The organism is uncultured Nitrosomonas sp. (assembly GCF_902826915.1).
Taxonomy (GTDB): domain Bacteria; phylum Pseudomonadota; class Gammaproteobacteria; order Burkholderiales; family Nitrosomonadaceae; genus Nitrosomonas.
Map to the genome: position 1 here is coordinate 1 of NZ_CADEGP010000002.1, position 16,450 is coordinate 16,450.

At 44.4% G+C, this 16,450-nt stretch carries 16 protein-coding genes; 6 read left to right on the forward strand and 10 right to left on the reverse strand.

Annotated elements, in window-relative coordinates; all coding sequences use genetic code 11:
• On the forward strand, window positions 1-608 hold a 608-nt coding region (locus QZV86_RS00420), incomplete at its 5' end, for a methyltransferase (protein ID WP_295623314.1).
• Between the two features lie 346 nt (window positions 609-954).
• Window positions 955-2,259 (forward strand): IS5 family transposase, encoded by a 1,305-nt coding sequence (locus tag QZV86_RS00425; RefSeq protein WP_295623315.1) that lies wholly within the window; start codon window positions 955-957, stop codon window positions 2,257-2,259.
• Window positions 2,260-2,368: 109 nt separating this feature from the next.
• Here the strand turns inward: QZV86_RS00425 and QZV86_RS00430 are convergent, their stop codons facing one another.
• From QZV86_RS00430 to QZV86_RS00475, 10 genes are all read right to left on the reverse strand, one after another.
• Window positions 2,369-4,951, reverse strand: a complete 2,583-nt coding sequence (locus QZV86_RS00430; protein WP_295623316.1) for a glycosyltransferase family 39 protein — start codon at window positions 4,949-4,951, stop codon at window positions 2,369-2,371.
• 12 nt (window positions 4,952-4,963) lie between these two features.
• On the reverse strand, window positions 4,964-5,992 hold the full coding sequence (gene mltG / locus QZV86_RS00435) for an endolytic transglycosylase MltG (protein WP_295623317.1): 1,029 nt from the start codon (window positions 5,990-5,992) through the stop codon (window positions 4,964-4,966).
• A gap of 17 nt (window positions 5,993-6,009) precedes the next feature.
• Window positions 6,010-7,251 carry a beta-ketoacyl-ACP synthase II gene (gene fabF, locus QZV86_RS00440; protein ID WP_295623318.1) on the reverse strand — a complete coding sequence of 414 codons (1,242 nt, stop codon included), beginning with the start codon at window positions 7,249-7,251 and terminating at the stop codon, window positions 6,010-6,012.
• 38 nt (window positions 7,252-7,289) lie between these two features.
• Window positions 7,290-7,532 (reverse strand): acyl carrier protein, encoded by a 243-nt coding sequence (gene acpP, locus QZV86_RS00445; protein WP_103965054.1) that lies wholly within the window; start codon window positions 7,530-7,532, stop codon window positions 7,290-7,292.
• A 183-nt stretch (window positions 7,533-7,715) separates the two neighbouring features.
• Entirely contained in the window at window positions 7,716-8,459 is a 744-nt protein-coding gene (fabG, locus tag QZV86_RS00450; protein ID WP_295623319.1) for a 3-oxoacyl-ACP reductase FabG, read from the reverse strand.
• A gap of 46 nt (window positions 8,460-8,505) precedes the next feature.
• A complete protein-coding gene (gene fabD / locus QZV86_RS00455) occupies window positions 8,506-9,450 on the reverse strand; it encodes an ACP S-malonyltransferase (RefSeq protein ID WP_295623320.1) in 945 nt (314 codons plus the stop codon).
• A gap of 2 nt (window positions 9,451-9,452) precedes the next feature.
• The gene (locus tag QZV86_RS00460) at window positions 9,453-10,409 is read right to left on the reverse strand and encodes a beta-ketoacyl-ACP synthase III (protein ID WP_295623321.1); all 957 of its coding nucleotides are present in this window, start codon (window positions 10,407-10,409) and stop codon (window positions 9,453-9,455) included.
• Window positions 10,409-11,449 (reverse strand): phosphate acyltransferase PlsX, encoded by a 1,041-nt coding sequence (gene plsX, locus QZV86_RS00465; RefSeq protein ID WP_295623322.1) that lies wholly within the window; start codon window positions 11,447-11,449, stop codon window positions 10,409-10,411. Before plsX ends, QZV86_RS00460 begins: the two co-directional genes overlap by 1 nt.
• Before the next feature lie 65 nt (window positions 11,450-11,514).
• Complete coding sequence (gene rpmF / locus QZV86_RS00470) at window positions 11,515-11,694, reverse strand: 50S ribosomal protein L32 (protein ID WP_292919268.1); 180 nt, start codon at window positions 11,692-11,694, stop codon at window positions 11,515-11,517.
• An 18-nt stretch (window positions 11,695-11,712) separates the two neighbouring features.
• A complete protein-coding gene (locus QZV86_RS00475; RefSeq protein WP_295623323.1) occupies window positions 11,713-12,213 on the reverse strand; it encodes a YceD family protein in 501 nt (166 codons plus the stop codon).
• 71 nt (window positions 12,214-12,284) lie between these two features.
• Here QZV86_RS00475 and QZV86_RS00480 point away from each other — a divergent pair, with 71 nt between their 5' ends.
• The 4 genes from QZV86_RS00480 to QZV86_RS00495 all read left to right on the forward strand — a co-directional run bounded on the left by QZV86_RS00480 (window position 12,285) and on the right by QZV86_RS00495 (window position 16,425).
• Window positions 12,285-12,884, forward strand: coding sequence for a Maf family nucleotide pyrophosphatase (locus QZV86_RS00480; protein ID WP_295623324.1), 600 nt, complete (start codon window positions 12,285-12,287; stop codon window positions 12,882-12,884).
• A gap of 114 nt (window positions 12,885-12,998) precedes the next feature.
• Entirely contained in the window at window positions 12,999-13,373 is a 375-nt protein-coding gene (locus QZV86_RS00485) for a hypothetical protein (protein ID WP_295623325.1), read from the forward strand.
• A 121-nt stretch (window positions 13,374-13,494) separates the two neighbouring features.
• A complete protein-coding gene (locus QZV86_RS00490) occupies window positions 13,495-14,919 on the forward strand; it encodes a TolC family protein (protein WP_295623326.1) in 1,425 nt (474 codons plus the stop codon).
• Window positions 14,920-14,922: 3 nt separating this feature from the next.
• Window positions 14,923-16,425: an efflux RND transporter periplasmic adaptor subunit gene (locus QZV86_RS00495; RefSeq protein WP_295623327.1), complete on the forward strand. Its 1,503-nt coding sequence runs from the start codon at window positions 14,923-14,925 to the stop codon at window positions 16,423-16,425.
• The last annotated feature ends 25 nt before the right edge of the window (window positions 16,426-16,450 follow it).

A 16,450-nucleotide genomic window follows, 5' to 3' on the forward strand; every position in this document is an offset into this window, starting at 1 on the left:
TATCAAACCTCTGCATGTCTATTCGATGTGATCGAATAGATCAGCGTTTCCCTAGCATTACCTCAGCGTTCGTTTGGCCCGAAGTTTTGGATTTTTCTCAAAATCCTCTGATGCTTGACGTTGCGGGAGGTTCTGCGGCTCACCCGATTGGTGCAGCATCAAAGTTACCCAACTTGAAAGTAATCTTTCTGGACTTCGCTCAGGTATGCGAGGTGGCTCAAGAATATATCAATCAGTATGGTTTACAGGAACAAATTAAGACGCAAGAAACCAACATTTGGAGCGATCACTGGCCTTCTACAGATCTACATTTTTTCTCAAATATTTATCACGATTGGCCCCCAGAAAAATGTCACTTTCTAACAGCAAAGAGTTTCAACAACCTTGAAGTTGGCGGACGGATCGTCATCCATGAAATGCTCTATGATGATCAAAAAACAGGCCTTTTTGCCCCTGCAGCATTTAGTATGATGATGATGGGCTGGACCGAAGGAAGACAGTATTCTGGTCAAGAATTGACTTCAATGTTAACAGAAATAGGATTTGAGGAAGCTCAAGTCCATCGAGCTTTCGGATACTATAGCATTGTAACGGGGCGCAAGCCTTAAATTGCGTTTATAGCACGCTAATCTTGCCATTCGACAATCCAACCGAAAATGAGATCAATAGTCGCACACTTTCTACATCCTTATTTTCGCTACTTGTCTTTCTGATTAGCACACCCGCATGCTCGCGCTTAAAACATTTGGCGTTACAATTCGAGTTAAAGAATACAAAATGAACTATCAACTTTCTTTTTTGAATAGTTTCTTGTATCCCAGAAAACCCTAATTAGTCGGTCCTGAAATATGCATAATCATTTGATATTATGCATGAATGCGCTGTTTATTAGTGATCATAACAACCGAAAATGTTAAAATAGCATCATATTTCTGGTCGAACTGGTGATTAAAAATGCTAAGACGTAGCAGCACGATTCATCAACAGAATTTGTTTGGAACGGATTTTCTGATGCAGTTGGATGCCAGTGATCCATTGCTGAAGCTTGCAGACGCGATACCGTGGCAAGAATTTGACGAAGCATTCTCGATTCACTACACGAAATCGACAGGCGCGCCGAGCAAGCCGATCCGTTTGATGGTTGGGTTATTGATACTGAAGCAATTAGAGAATTTGAGTGATGAGGCGGTGGTGTTGCAGTGGAAGCGCAATCCTTACTACCAGGCTTTTTGTGGTATGAAGGAGTTCCAATGCAAGTTGCTTTGTCATAGCACGGAGCTGGTGCATTTTCGTAAGCGTATAGGCGCGGAAGGTGTTGAGAAGATTTTCCGGATGAGCGTTGGTTTGCATGGAGAGTCGGCGCGGGAAGATGTCATTCATGTTGACACGACAGTGCATGAGAAGAACATCACGTACCCGACGGATAGCAAGCTGGCGATCAAGATTATCAAGCGATTAAATAAGATTGCCAAAGCCCATGGCATTTTGCAACGACGCACTTTCGTTAGGCAAGTAAAATCACTGCGCCTAGATATTCGGCACTACCGGCACGTGAAGAAAAGAGCCAAGGCCAAACGAGCGCTAAAGCGACTCAGAACAATTGCAGGGATTTTGATACGGGAGCTAAGGAGAGAATTACCGCAACATTGTCTGTTTGAGTGCTACCAACAGGATTTTCTACTGTATGAACGTGTTCTGAAGCAAAAAACCAAAGACACACATAAAATCTATTCTCTGCATGAACCACAAGTGTACTGTGTTGGTAAGGGAAAAGACCACAAGCAATACGAATACGGCAGCAAGGCATCGATAGCCAGCACAGCAAAAGGTAATCTGATTGTCGGAGTCGTCAGTCACGAACAGAACCTGCATGACAGTCACACATTACCCGAAATCCTGCGCCATGTTGAAAACTCACGGGGGAAAGCTGCCAGGCAAGCCGTATGCGATCGCGGCTACCGTGGCAAACGTGAAGTCAATAGAACTCAGATCATTCTGCCTGGAAAAGCATTGAAGAAGGATACCCGGTACCAGAAAGACAAGAAGCGAAAACAGTGCAGGAGGCGTGCGGCAATTGAACCTGTTATTGGCCACCTGAAATCGGATTATCGAATGGCGAGGAACTATCTGAAAGGCGCTATCGGCGATCGTATTAACCTGCTGATGGCTGCTGCAGCCTGGAATCTGAAACAATGGCTGCTGGCCATTTTTTGGCTCTTTTTTCCGTGGCGAAGACTACAGACTTCGCAAATTCTTTGATGGAAGAGTGGCGGAAGAAGACCAAATCGCTCGATTTTGTCTTTATTAACTCTCCACCTTTTGAAGCGGCTGATCTAAGATAGCGATTGATGCGGTTTTTCAGGGCCGACTAATTAATCCCTTTAAATCCCTGAGAAATTCGGTAATATACCCGACGCACAGGCTCACCGTGGCGTTCGATTACACGATATTCAACCGCGCCAGGGTGATTAAGCATTCCTTTAACATCGATGTCTGGTCGTATTTTTTCTAAATGGCGGCGTTTCATGCCAACCTGAATGATCGGCCGATCAGTGGGGTTTTGGAAAGGAAGCCAGAATTCATACATGGCCCCACTACCGCCAAACATATTACGTGAACGGATATCCAACTTTGCATTACCGTGTGTATAAAAATATAGCGCACTGGCAACAGACCATTTGCTCATACCCACAATGATGGGTTCTTGGTCCGTTTGATTTCTGACTTCAGCTGCAATTTTCTCGATCTCAGCGGCGGTCTCACGCCAGAAATAGTGTTCTGTGAATAAGTGATAGGGTATACCTGGTATTCCCAGCACCACAAAATGGAGCACAAAGGCGTAACCAAAGATACAAGCAATAATGGTCGGTCGCCATGCTGTTTGAATGCGCTTGAACAGAGTACTCAGATGGTCGGTATGAACAATCATCCATGCGATGGTTGGTAATAGTGCAAGCCAGATCGGCGCAGTCCAGTGAAATCGGGGCGCATCAAAAGTACTGAGTATGAAACAAACGAATACTGGGATACCGGCGAAAACTTGTACAAACAAATAGCGCCTGCGTTCGAGAGGCTGAGACTCGGGTCGTTTGATAAAAAACAAGGCAAATATTGCTGCAAGAAAACCAATAGGGGTTAATAAAATGATAATGTGGAAAATGAATAAGTGGACTGCAAACTTATAGTCATCTGTCAATACCCGGTTCGACTGGAATGCAAAAGACGCCCAATCATTTTGATAGTTCCAGATAATTACTGGCGAAAAGAGAAGCAATGCCAATAGTGCTGCTAAATAAGGATGGGGACGTTTCATCCAACGGCGTGCTGCCGGATCTACAATTACAAACACCAATGCGGCTAACCCCAATAATCCCAGCGAGTATTTCGATAGTAACCCGAGACCAAACGCAATTCCCATTCCTAGCCAAGCCGTATTCTGGTGGGCGACTAGCGCTCGTTCCATGTAATAGAGGGTTGCTGCCCACGCTGCAAAGAGAGGTGCATCGGGCGTCGCTAACAGACCGGTAGAAAAGCCGAGCGGCAGGATAATGAGTAACAACAGGGTGCGCATTGCAGTGGATTTATCATACAAATTCTGTGCCAATGCATACAGATAACCCATTGTGATAAAGCCACAGAGAAACGCACCGATGCGAACACCGAACTCATTGTGCCCAAGAATTGATGTGCCAAGCCAGATTAACCAAGCAACTGCGGGGGGATGATCATAAAAACTGAGACCCATGTGTTGCGCATATTGCCAATAATAAGCTTCATCTGGAATGAGTTGCGCCAAGCCGAAATAAACCAGCCGTAGCAGTATGGCAAAAAATACAATACCAATTGCCGCCATACGCCAGCGTATTTCCAACGAAGGAAGGTTCTTTTTATTGGGGAACACATAAAAAGCCGAGCCTAAGAAGTTTACCGCTGCTGTGGTAAGTATAGCCGGAAAAATGGCCAATAGAGGCGGGACATGCCAAACATAAACTAGAAAAGCCAGCACGCCCCCACGTAATAAAAGCGCAAGTGTGCCAACAATTAAAAATCGACCAAATTGATGCCAGCGTAAACAGCCTTCATGATGTTCACGAAATGACCACTTTGAGTTAAGAGCATAGTTAAAGGTTGCTGCAACAAAAAAACTGACGAAGTGGGACAGAGCAAGCCCGGCTTCACGGCTGATCATCCAATGAAAAACAAAAGCATCTATTAATACACCTAACAGTCCAACTGCTGCAAAACGTCCTGCCGTATTGATCGTGGCCGTTCCTCCGGCTAACGTGATCAAACGTTGTATATAAGCTTGCTGGTGAAATAAAGATAGCTTTGAAGTGCCATAGGTCCGATCGCGAAAGCAAATTGGTATCTCTGTTACACGAATTTTCCCCTGATTAGCCATGAGTAGTTCGAGTAGAATCTTGTAACCATGTGCGTGACTTGAAATATTTTTAGCCAGATCCCGGCGAAATGCAAAAAAACCGGATGTGCCATCATTCACATCACAGATGGGTCGCGCTATCCAACCACCCACGCGAGATAAAAACTGTCGATACAATGGCCAATTTTCAGTACTGCCTCCCGCAATGTAACGACTGCCAACAACCACATCATGAGAATCATTTAATATCGGGGCAACGATAGCTGGTAATTGCTCAGGTGGATGACTAAGATCGGCATCCATAACAACAATGACGTCACTCTTAGCCGCAGCAACACCAGATAGTATCGAAGCAGTTAAGTCCGGTGTTTCTCGGCGCTGGATTAGTCGAACATTTGATTGATTTTCCCAGTTAAGTACTTTATTCGGAGTACCATCGGTTGAGCCGTCGTCAACAATAATTACTTCAAAAGAATCTGGAACAAAATCCAGTGCAAAGATGCGGGTTAAAAGTAAATCAATATTCTCGGATTCATTCAGCGTGGGCACTACGATGGAAAATTGTGTCATGTAGCTCACAGCTCAAAAGTTGATGCTTGTTGATGGCAGCATAATGTTATTTTTTTGCTTCTGGTATTTATTTACTGCTTTATTATGGTCCGTCAAATTGGTTGAAAACTGAGATTCTCCATTACCCTTTGCAACGAAATAGAGCGCATCCGTTTCGCTTGGATTAAGAGCTGCGCGGATTGAGGCAAGACCTGGCATGGCAATAGGAGTCGGTGGCAGGCCAGAACGCGTATAAGTATTATACTCCTGGTCGGTTAACAAGTCCTTTTTGCGCAAATTACCGTCAAACTGTTCACCCAGACCATAAATAATGGTTGGGTCAGTTTGTAAACGCATGCCTTTGCGTAACCGGTTAATAAATACGCCTGCTATTTCAGCGCGATCACTTTCCAAGCCGGTTTCTTTTTCTATAATGGAAGCCAGTATCAGCGCCTCATAAGGCGTGGCTAATGGTAATGATTCTGCACGAACTATCCAGCTACTCTCCAAGTGGTTTTGCATATTATGATAGGCGCGTTGCAAAATCTCTATATCACTACTATCTCTAACAAAATAATAAGTATCAGGGAAAAACAAACCTTCAGCGGAGGTTTCAACTGCACCTATTACGCGCAGAATTTCCTGCTCACTCAGTCCAGTCGTAAAATTCCTAATTGCTGGATGCTCATTCAATACTTGCCTGATTTGAGCAAACGTCCACCCTTCAATGAATCTTATTTCATTTTGTATCACATCACCTCTGATCAGAGCCTTTAATAATGCAACCTGAGTAAGATTTTCCTTAAATCTATAATCACCCGCTTTGATTGCAGATTCCTGATTCTGATAGCGTGCCAATAGTATAAATGTCCATTTGTTCAGAATAACCCCGGCGTCTTCTAGTTGCTGAGAAACCTGCTTCAGATTGGCGCCAGCCGGAATAGAAATATCATAAGGAATTGCAGGGAGGCTAACACTTGAATGAACATGAAGATAGAACCATGAAGCAAGCAAAATGGCTATCAATGTCCCAGAAAAAAGTAGGCGTTTTAGCTTTTGCATGCGCCAATGGATAAAATTTATATACGGCGGAAGACGAGCGTTCCGTTGGTTCCTCCAAACCCGAAAGAGTTTGATAATGCAACTTTAATATTCATATTTCTAGCAGTGTTGGGGATATAGTCAAGATCACATTGCGGATCTTGATTAACAAGATTAATAGTCGGCGGGGCAATTTGATGATGCGTCGCCAGTACTGAAAAAATAGCTTCTACACCACCAGCGGCACCTAATAAATGCCCTGTCATTGATTTTGTAGAATTAACAGCAATTTTACTTGCATGGTCACCAAAACAGCGTTTGAGCGCAATGGTCTCGGCAATGTCACCTAATGGAGTAGATGTGCCGTGTGCATTAACGTAATCAACTTCTGCAGTATTGATTTCGGCATTTTTCAGTGCGTTCGACATACAGCGTGCGGCGCCTTCACCATCGTCGCAAGGTGCTGTCATATGAAATGCATCTGCGCTCATGCCAAAACCGGCTACTTCAGCATAAATTTTAGCGCCGCGACGCTTAGCATGTTCTATTTCTTCCAAGACCAAAACTCCGGCACCTTCACCCAAGACAAAACCATCACGATCAATGTCCCAAGGACGGCTTGCAATTTCTGGTTCATCATTGTGTACTGACAAAGCTTTAGCGGCGGCAAACCCGCCGATAGCAAGAGGCGTTACACAAGATTCGGCACCGCCACACACCATGATATCGGCATCACCATATTCAATCATACGCGCTGAGTGACCTATACTGTGCGTAGCTGTAGTACATGCTGTCACAATGGCTAGGTTGGGGCCTTTATAGCCATACATGATGGATAAATTTCCCGCAATCATGTTAATGATAGTGCTGGGTATAAAGAAGGGGGATATTTTACGTGGCCCACCCGCATGATATGCGATGTCGGTACTCTCAATCATCGACAAACCGCCAATACCCGAACCGATATTTACACCGATCTTTTCCGCATCTAACCTAGAAATCTCATCGATACCCGCATCTTTAACTGCTTGTATAGCTGCAGCCATACCATAATGAATAAAAATATCCATGCGACGCGCTTCTTTCGCTGAGAGATATTGGTGAATATCAAAATCTTTTACTTCGCCAGCAATCTGTGAAGCAAAACTAGACGCATCAAAGCGGGAAATCCTGGTAATGCCAGACTTTCCCGCAATAATGCTCTCCCATGCGCCTGAAATTGTGTTTCCAACAGGGGACACGATACCCAATCCGGTCACTACTACCTTACGTTTGGACAAAATTACTCCACTTCCATGTACATATAAAAAACCAGAAACTAACCAGCACTCGTGTTGGCGGTGACGTAATCAATCGCTTCCTGCACGGTATTTATTTTTTCAGCTTGTTCATCCGGGATTTCGCACTCGAACTCTTCTTCTAGCGCCATGACCAGTTCCACTGTGTCAAGCGAGTCTGCGCCCAAATCATTGACAAAAGATGATTCATTCTTGACTTCTGCTTCATTAACGCCAAGTTGCTCAGCTACAATTTTTTTAATCCGCTGCTCAATATTTTCCATCTAGGTATTCCTTCTCAGGTAAGAAAAACTTATTTATTCTAACAAATTTTACATGCCAACAAAATCGAAACATGGCACAGGATGCAACTATTGTTTAGTTTTATTCGATGTTACACTATAAAAAATTTTTTGCGATTAATTTACTTCCACAATTGATTGAATTAATTTCTATTTATCTATGTGCTAATCCATATACATTCCACCATTAACATGTAGCGTTGTGCCCGTAATATAGCCTGCCGCAAACGAGGCGAGGAATGCAACAGCTGAAGCAACTTCTTCAGGTCGCCCCAATCGCCCCAAGGGAACATGCTGAATCAAGGTTTGTTGAAACGCATCCGGCAGGGAGCGCGTCATATCCGTATCGATGAAGCCTGGGGCAACACAGTTGACGGTAATATTACGACTACCTACCTCACGCGCCAATGATTTACTAAACCCAAATACTCCTGCTTTAGCAGCTGCATAGTTCGTTTGCCCCGTATTCCCCATTGCACCGACAACAGAAGAAATATTAATAATACGGCCATATCGGGCCTTCATCATTGCGCGAAGAACCCCGCGGCTTAATCGAAAAATTGATTTCAAATCAGTTTCCATAATTTCATCCCATTCTTCATCTTTCATACGAACCAGCAGATTATCACGCGTAACCCCGGCGTTATTCACCAATATTTCCACTTCACCAAATTTTTCACGAATGGTTTGAATAGCATGGTTAATTTGCTCGGCATCATTCACGTTTAAAACGACGCCGGTGCCTTTAATGCCCGCCTTATCCAAGTATTGATTAATCGCAGTCATGCCACTTTCGCTAGTTGCCGTACCGATAACTACCGCACCAAGCTGCCCTAGTTTTAATGCAATAGCTTGTCCGATTCCCCGGCTAGCGCCAGTTACTAAAGCAATCTTATTCTCCAAGATCATATCTCCTTACATAGAGTCATGATGATTTGCTGCAAATAAACATTGTTCATGACGTCCTTACATCGTTAATAGCTTGCTTGATTGCTTCACTATCAGTCAATGACAATTGTTGTAAATTTTGATCGATGCGTTTATTCAATCCAGCCAATACCTTGCCGGGACCACATTCGATAACATGCGTAATCTCAGCAGCCGCAAAAGCTCGGACAGTATCCACCCAATGTACCGGCCTTATGAGCTGTTGAGCTAAAATTTCTTTGATTGTCGCTGGATCTGAATGTGATTTCACATCAGTATTATGCAGAATTGGAATGTTAGGCGCTTGCAGCGTGACGTGTTGCAATTGCAACTGTAATCTTTCAGATGCCGGTTTCATTAGAGAACAATGTGAAGGAATGCTCATGGGCAGCATAATTGCACGCTTTGCTCCTTTGGATTTAGCTAATTCTATTCCTTGCAAAATTGCATTTTTGTGTCCCGCGATAACGACCTGACCTGGTGAGTTGAAGTTGGCTGGCTCAAGAGATTCTCCATTACCCTGGTTTGTGATGTCGCGACAAATCGCTGTGATCGCTTCATCATCCAACCCAAGAATCGCAGCCATTCCACCAACACCTTCCGGCACAGCTTGCTGCATAACTTGTGCACGAAAATGCACTAATGATAGTGCATCGGCAAAACTCAACGCTTCCGACGCAACCAGCGCGGTGTACTCGCCTAGACTATGTCCAGCCAGAAATACTGGTTCTTTTCCACCCAGACTAGTCCAAGCGCGATATACAGCCACTCCTGCGGCAAGCATGAGGGGCTGGGTATTTAGTGTAAGGTTAAGGTCTTCCGCAGGCCCGGAATTTACCATCGACCAGAAATCCTGCTTGAGGATATCGGAAGCTTCTTGAAAAGTCTCTTGAATAATGGGTAAATCTGTGTACCCATGCATCATTCCAACCGATTGCGACCCTTGACCCGGGAATACAAATGCAAATTTCATGATCACCAACGCAGCAAAACTGCTCCCCATGTAAAACCACCGCCAACACCTTCCATCAGAATCAATTGATCAGGCTGAATGCGTCCGTCACGCACGGCAATATCAAGCGCAAGTGGAATGGAAGCTGCTGAAGTGTTGCCATGTTTATCCACTGCTACTACTACTTTTTCCATGGGCAACCCCAATTTTTTTGCAGTTGATTGAATAATCCGAATATTAGCCTGATGAGGAATTAACCAATCAAGATCGGTGGACCGCAGATTGTTTTCTGCGACTGCTTCGTGCACAACCTCTTCCAGAACTTTGACCGCGAATTTAAAAACGGCATTGCCTTCCATGTTGATGTAAGGCGTACCTTGCACTTTACCGCCACTGATGCACCCAGGGGCAGACAGAATATTACTATAGCTCCCGCTGGCATGCAGATGTGTTGATAAAATTCCGGGGCGATCACTGCGCGACAATACCACTGCCCCCGCACCATCGCCAAACAAAACACAGGTGTTACGATCGTTCCAATCAAGTATTTTTGAGTAAATTTCACTACCAACGACTAAGGCATTGCGGCATTTTCCTGAACTGACAAACATATCGGCTGTTGCCAGTGCATAAATGAAGCCACTGCAAACCGCTTGCACATCAAATGCCGGGCAGTTCTCGATACCCAATTTATTTTGCAGAATACAGGCAGTGCTTGGAAAAATCATGTCGGGTGTGGTCGTGGCAACAATGATGAGATCAATGTCTTTTCCGGTTACGCCGGCAGCCAGCATGGCATTCTGGCACGCATACAACGCTAGATCGCTGGCAACCTGATCCCCAGCGGCAATATGCCGCTGGGTAATGCCGGTTCGTGTTCGTATCCATTCATCACTGGTATCAACGATACGCTCCAGGTCGAGATTGGTAAGTATTTTTTCCGGTAAATAGCTACCTGTTCCAGTAATTCTTGAATACATTATCTTGTAATTTCTTTAGAAGATATTTGTGGATGCTGAGAAAACTCAGCCACCCGTTCGCTAATCCGCCGCAACATTCCGCCACGAACTTCATCAGCAGCTCGTTTTATAGCAAAACCAAAAGCATATTTATCTGCGGAACCATGGCTTTTAATTACTATCCCACGCAAGCCCAAAAAACTGGCACCATTATAGCGACGGTGATCAACACGGCGTTTGAACGAATTAATGACAGGCATCGCAATGACACCCGCTAGTTTTGTCAGCAAATTGCGTTTGAATTCTTCGCGCAAATAAGTTCCTAGCATTTGTGCCAGGCCCTCCGATGTTTTTAAGGTGATATTGCCAACAAATCCATCGCAAACCACAACATCAGTCGTTCCCTTATAAATATCGGTACCCTCGACATTACCATAGAAATTAAGTCCGCTAGCGCGCAATAATTCAGCCGCCTGTTTGACTATCTCATTTCCTTTAATTTCTTCTTCACCAATGTTGAGCAACCCAACGCTTGGATATGCCTTGTTTTCTACCGAAGACACCAAGGATGCCCCCATGATTCCAAATTGAAATAAGTGCTCCGCGGTACAGTCAACGTTTGCACCCAAGTCTAAAACATAAGTATGGCCAATGCTAGTGGGCAAGATTACAGCCAGCGCCGGACGATCAACACCGGGAATTGTTTTTAACACGAAACGGGAAGTTGCCAATAGCGCACCTGTGTTTCCAGCACTGATGCAAGCCTGCGCTTCGCCTGTTTTAACTAGATTGATGGAAACTCGCATGGAGGAATCCTTCTTGCCACGCAGCACCACTGCCGGAGACTCGTCCATACCGACCACTTCACTTGCTGGATGTAAACGTATTCTTGTTCCGAGTTCAGAATTTGCGGCACGTAGTTCAGCTTCGATAGCATCGGGAATGCCAACAAGGATAATATTAGCCTCAGGATCGTTGCGTAAATAATCGAGTGCGGACGGGACTGTGACATGCGGGCCGTGATCACCTCCCATACAATCTATTGCTACCGTAATATCCAATATCAGTACCTTTGTGGCTGCGAAAAACTTATATTCAGGTATGTCGTAGCAATAGAGAGAAATTATTAATCGTTTTTGGTTTTAACGACTTTTTTGCCACGATAATATCCGTTTGGACTAATATGGTGACGCAAGTGAATTTCTCCCGTACTTGGTTCCACGGCTAATGGTGGACTAGTCAGGAAATCATGCGAGCGATGCATGCCGCGTTTCGATGGTGATTTTTTGTTTTGTTGAACTGCCATTGTGATAACTCCTTAAGCTTAATTTGTCTTTTTTAATGCCGCCAATGCTGCAAAGGGATGTGCTGCTCTTTTTTTGTCGATCAGATTATCTTCAATTGACTTTAGTTTAAGCGGACTACACTCGCCCTCTGCATGTCGCGATGAAATCGACAAACTAAGAATTAATTCATCTTCAATTAAATTGACCACATCCAAATCAGGTGTTGCTAAAATAGCATCAATAGTATCGTCTTCATCAACCTGTTGCAGCTCTACCTCATTTTTTGCCAGCAACAAAAATGTCTTTAGGTCAATTCTGTAAGCCAGTTTCTCAAGGCAACGCTGACAATTAAGATGAATTCTACCCTTTACTTCCAGTTGCAAGCCAGGCTTTGCATTCTTGTCGAATTGACCACTAATTTGATAGATTAGCTCCCCTTCTTTGTCAAACAAAAAGTCATGCAGACGCGCAAGATCAGTCACCGGGATTCTACCATGACGTATACCCGCATTTTGAACAAAATCTATAGGGTCTATCATTAACCTAACAGACATAAGGCGCGCATGTTATATTTTTTACTCATAAGTGTCAAAAAACACAGAAGGAAATTTTGAAAATAAAAAACGATTTTACACAGCAAATTATACTGGGATCCGGCTCGATCTATCGCAAAGAATTGCTTCAACGATTGCAAATTCCTTTTGAAACGAGCAATCCACAAATTAACGAAACGCCGTTAATCGACGAATTACCCGAACAGACGGCGGCACGTTTAGCTGAGGCAAAAGCCCGCGCAGTAGCCAAAACTTACCCACAGGCGCTTATTATTGGCTCAGATCAAGTGGCAGCCTTAGGGGATGTTCGTCTTGGCAAGCCGTTGAATCATGCTAATGCGGTAGAGCAATTACGACAGACCCGGGGAAAGGAAGTTGTATTTCATACTGCCGTATGTGTCCTGAATAGTTTCACCGATAAGCTACAAATACGTGTTATTCCATACCATGTGAAATTCCGCCAGTTGAGCGATCAACAAATCGAGAACTATTTGTTAAAAGAACAGCCCTATCAATGCGCCGGCAGCGCAAAATCAGAAGGACTCGGCATTGCACTGATTGAACGAATAACGGGAAATGATCCTAGCGGATTGATCGGATTGCCTCTCATCACTTTAATCGACATGCTGACTCTCGAAGGAATCAAGATAATTTAAATGCTCAAAACAAAACTTGAATTTATTGACAAAATTGCCTAATTGCAAATAGCGTGATAATGTGAAATGATTGCGATTGTCCAAGACTTACATTATTTGTAGATTGACACACCGATGCGGAAATATCCTGTTTATCCAGTTATTCTTGTGCTGATTATCAGCATACTGACGAATGGACTGAGCTTATCTTTTAGAGGAGAAGTTTTCGCCCATGAATTGGATCATATTCGACAATCATTATCCGCGGATCCTGCGACACATCTGGAATTGCATCGGAATAATGTAGCCTGGGATGGCGTTGATCTTGATGCAGCCACCCATTTATGCCTACACTCTGTGGGACAATACCAGCCATTTTTCTTTAATTCTTTTCCGCACATTCCCGATCTAATCGTTACAGAGACGATAACTGTATTCATTTCTTCATTTATTCCAGAAACAATCCCGGATTTGCCCCTACGCCCTCCTCGAAGCATTTCTTTAAGCTAGATCAAAAAAATTTAGTATTTGTGGATTAAATTTATTAATCTACAGCCGCGCAAGTGCAGATGAATTCAAACTTCATGATGATCTGTTTTACACATGCGTGGGCAAATGCCGGGAGAATTTTATGAAACTAATCAGTCTGTCTAGGCCACGCAGTTGGGTGGCAACAGAATTAAGATTTATGCTACTGAGTTGTATTCTATTACTATTTTTTTCATCTCAGATAGAAGCTAGTGCTGATACCTTTAGTGACGCATCCAACCGGACAAATAATCACACCATTGATTCTTCAATCAATGAAACGAGTGATCTCACGTTACGCGATGCGGTCAGTCTTGCATTACTTCGCAATCCAGAGCTGGCAGCTTTCTCCAAAGAAATGCGTGCATTGGAAGGTGCGACTCTACAAGCTGGATTGCTAAGAAACCCAGAATTGTCGGTAAATGTTGAAAATGTTGGGAATATTCAGAAGATACGTGGTGACATTAATGCAGCCGATTCGATAGTGCAAGAAGTTGTGCAGCAGGTCACGACCATACGCATTGGTCAATTAATCGAATTAGGCGGAAAGCGTACCGCCAGAGTGAACGCAGCTTTACTTGGAGAAGAGCTGGCGGCCAAGGATTATGAAACCAAACGCATCGAAATTATCGCCCGAGTTGCCAGTGTATTCACAGAAGTGCTCGCTGCACAAGAGCGATTAAGACTGGCCGAGGAAACCAGACAAGTGGCGCAAAACGTAGTCAGTACCGTCACGGGACGTGTACAAGCGGGGAAAGTACCGCCCATCGAAGAAACCCGAGTGAAAATAGGTCTATCGACGACGCGTATCGAGCAGGAACAGGCGCAACGAGATCTGATATCCGCACGCAGGCGATTAGCGCTGTTATGGAACAGTTCCTCACCGCAATTCGATAAGGTTTTGGGTGATATGGAAATAATGACTGCGCCACCAAACTTCCAAGTCCTTGAGAAAAAAATATTAAACAATCCAATGGCGCTCCGCGCCTTGAAGAATATCGAGCATCGCAAAGCTTTATTGGAGGTTGAACAAACCCGGCGCATTCCCAACCTGACCCTAAATGCAGGCGTCGTAAATTATGCTGTGGTGGGTGGCAATACGGCCATAGCAAGCATAATGATGCCATTACCTCTATTCGATCGTAATCAGGGCAATCTCAAAGAAGCTTATCAACGTGTAGACAAAGCCGAGGATGAACAGACGATGATGGAACTCAGGCTGAAAACCGAGCTGGCGCAAACTTATGAAGCAATGCTGACAGTCTGGAATGAAATTAACTTATTACGTGAAGAGATTTTACCTGGTGCCAAGAGTGCTTTTCATGTGATGCGCAGGGGCTATGAATTGGGCAAATTTGGTTTGCTGGAATTGCTGGATGCACAACGTGTGCTATTTCAGAATCAATTGCTCTACGTGCGTGCATTGGCAAACTATCAGCGATTGATGAATGACATTGAACGCCTGATCGCAGCGCCTATCGATAGTGTTTTGACTCATCGTGGTGTAGAAAAAAGGGTTAAGGAATAAATTATGGATAAAGCGCGATTGAGGCCAATCCTGATGGTAATTACCATAGGGATTATATTGGCTGGATTGATTCTAACTTTGGATAAGCCTACTGGCACTACCGAAGTCAAGATAAAAGATATGCACACCGATGAAAAATCAACCGAGAATCAACTTGCCACGGGACCAAGAGGAGGCAAGCTGTTTACAGATCATGATTTTAGTCTAGAGCTTACTATTTTCGAAACCGGTGTACCACCGCAGTTCCGAATCTTTCTGTATGAAAGGAATAAATTGTTACCACCAACCTCGGCGACCGTAGCCATCACATTAACCCGGCTGGGTACACCAGCGCAGTTGATTCAATTTACTCCGGAAGCGGATTACTTGCTGGGAAATCAAATCATCGAAGAACCGCATTCATTTGATCTCGCTATTACCGCAGAGCTCAACGGCAAAATCTTACGCTGGAGCCATAGCCAAGTGGAGGGACGAGTAGAAATAAGCGATGACATGCTAAAAAGCATGGGGATTGAGCTTTTCACCGCCGGGCCAGCAACTATCAAGCCCAAACTCAGATTACCGGGAGAAGTGATATTTAATGAACACAACATAGTGCGCATAGTACCGCGAGTTCCCGGCATGGTGACTGTGGTGCATGGCCATCATGGCCAGCATGTTAAAAAAGGAGATGTATTGGCCGTCATCGATAGTCCGATGCTAGCCGACATGCGCAGTCAGTATTCTGTGGCCAAGAAACGGCTGACTCTGGCAAAAACAACGTATAAGCGAGAGAAACAGTTGTGGGAAGAAAAAATCAGCGCCCAACAGGAATTTCTTTTGGCAGAAGAATTATGGAATGAAGCTCAGATTGCCTTAGAGTTGGCTGCCACCAAATTGCTTGCATTAGGCGTGCAACCTGAATCTAGCTTCTTGAGAACAAACATTACACAGTATGAAATACGCGCCCCAATTTCCGGAATCATTATTGCTAAGTCCGTTGCGCTTGGCGAGGTACTCAAGGAAGACAGGGAAATTTATACTGTAGCGGATGTATCGACAGTATGGACAGCTGTTACGGTTTATCCTAAAGACCTTAACGTGATTCGGGTTGGTCAGGAAGTTACAGTAAAGGCAACGGCTTACGACATAAAGGGCGAAGGAAGTGTAACTTATATTTCTACCTTGATCGGCGGACAAACGCGCACAGCAACAGCCAGGGTTGAGTTAGATAATAGCGATGGTAAATGGCGTCCCGGGATGTTTGTGAATGCTGAACTGATAGCCGAAGAAATTGAGGTACCTGCTGCCGTTTCTGTTGATGCCATTCAAACATTTCGCGACTGGTCAGTAGTTTTCGGCCGTTATGGCCAGTATTTTGAGGTTCGTCCTTTGGAACTAGGCCGCAGTGATGGTGAGATGGTTGAGGTTCTCGAAGGACTTACTCACGGTGAGCAATACGCCGGAGGCAATAGCTTTGCTCTTAAAGCAGAACTGGGCAAAGCGGGCGCAACGCACGACCATTAAACCGACAACCTGATCAAGGTGAGCC

Bases quoted from the DNA above. Each gene is read 5' to 3' on its own strand.
- QZV86_RS00425 (WP_295623315.1), top strand. From the start codon at position 955: ATGCTAAGACGTAGCAGCACGATTCATCAACAGAATTTGTTTGGAACG.
- QZV86_RS00430 (WP_295623316.1), bottom strand. From the start codon at position 4,951: ATGACACAATTTTCCATCGTAGTGCCCACGCTGAATGAATCCGAGAAT.
- mltG (WP_295623317.1), bottom strand. From the start codon at position 5,992: ATGCAAAAGCTAAAACGCCTACTTTTTTCTGGGACATTGATAGCCATT.
- acpP (WP_103965054.1), bottom strand. From the start codon at position 7,532: ATGGAAAATATTGAGCAGCGGATTAAAAAAATTGTAGCTGAGCAACTT.
- fabG (WP_295623319.1), bottom strand. From the start codon at position 8,459: ATGATCTTGGAGAATAAGATTGCTTTAGTAACTGGCGCTAGCCGGGGA.
- fabD (WP_295623320.1), bottom strand. From the start codon at position 9,450: ATGAAATTTGCATTTGTATTCCCGGGTCAAGGGTCGCAATCGGTTGGA.
- QZV86_RS00460 (WP_295623321.1), bottom strand. From the start codon at position 10,409: ATGTATTCAAGAATTACTGGAACAGGTAGCTATTTACCGGAAAAAATA.
- rpmF (WP_292919268.1), bottom strand. From the start codon at position 11,694: ATGGCAGTTCAACAAAACAAAAAATCACCATCGAAACGCGGCATGCAT.
- QZV86_RS00475 (WP_295623323.1), bottom strand. From the start codon at position 12,213: ATGATAGACCCTATAGATTTTGTTCAAAATGCGGGTATACGTCATGGT.
- QZV86_RS00485 (WP_295623325.1), top strand. From the start codon at position 12,999: ATGCGGAAATATCCTGTTTATCCAGTTATTCTTGTGCTGATTATCAGC.
- QZV86_RS00490 (WP_295623326.1), top strand. From the start codon at position 13,495: ATGAAACTAATCAGTCTGTCTAGGCCACGCAGTTGGGTGGCAACAGAA.
- QZV86_RS00495 (WP_295623327.1), top strand. From the start codon at position 14,923: ATGGATAAAGCGCGATTGAGGCCAATCCTGATGGTAATTACCATAGGG.